The organism is Paenibacillus sp. J31TS4, assembly GCF_018403265.1.
Lineage (GTDB): Bacteria > Bacillota > Bacilli > Paenibacillales > NBRC-103111 > J31TS4.
Genome location: NZ_BOSI01000019.1, coordinates 1 through 955, shown reverse-complemented (window position 1 = coordinate 955; position 955 = coordinate 1). Strand labels below are relative to the sequence as shown.

The 955-nt window shown below is 45.9% G+C and carries 1 protein-coding gene; it reads right to left on the bottom strand.

Annotated features, from left to right (window positions below):
• On the bottom strand, positions 1 to 659 hold a 659-nt coding region (locus tag KJS47_RS23775), incomplete at its 3' end, for an IS110 family transposase (RefSeq protein WP_213528390.1).
• Between the last annotated feature and the right edge of the window lie 296 nt (positions 660 to 955).

Genomic DNA, 955 nt, shown 5'->3' with positions numbered 1-955 from the left:
TCGGCCTTTGTCACTGCCCAGCCCTCGGAACGTCGGGTACATAAATCCCCTATCTTCTCCGATATCTTCGCTTTTCCGGCTCTCAGAACAGCGTCAGAGGTCGGAAACTCCAACAAGGTTTTCAATGACACCGCAGAATGCAAGTCCCCAAAGACACCCTTATATTCAGGAAAAACCTGATCTAATACGGCTTGGAATTGAAGTTTAACTTGAATGTACAAACCAGTAACCGCATCATGCTGTCTCGATAGATTTCGCAGGTTTAATAGCTGCATGCCTCTTGTCTTGTGCTGCTCAAAGTCCTCCTTGTAGAAGAGTTCACAGAGAGCATAAGCATCTACCGCATCTGTTTTGACCTTACGCAAGCTCGATGATTTTTTAGCTTGATAAGATAAGATCGGGTTAACCACAACAAACAGGTAGTTATGATCCTCCAGGAACCGAGTGACGGGGAGATGGTAATGACCTGTAGATTCCAAGATGACCATAGGTTGCTGGTCAGCCTCTTCCTCAATGTGATTTAAGAAAGAGTGGAAGGCATCCAAGCCTTCATGGGTATGATGGATGGTAAAGCTCTTTCCGTACGGCTGACCTTTGTCTAAGAAAGCTTGGCCCTGACTTTCTCCTTTAGCAATGTCTAGTCCGATAACAGGATTCATTTGATTGTACCACCTACGCTTGATGTATTTGCCGGCAGCCCCTAATCCATCTTGCAGTGTCATAGCTTCGCTTGTTATTCGAGATCGATGTCCCAACCAGCCTCAAACATGTTTCTACAAGTAGGGGGGTGAACAGTTTAGCTCACGGGGTCAAGCCCCACGGGCAGGGACGTTCTACCCCGGCTACCCGTAACTAAACCCCTTGAAGACAAAAGAGGTCAACCAGTAAAAACTGGCTGACCTCATAATACGAACGGGCAGGATAGTTAAAAAGATACCATTTATGTTATATATAT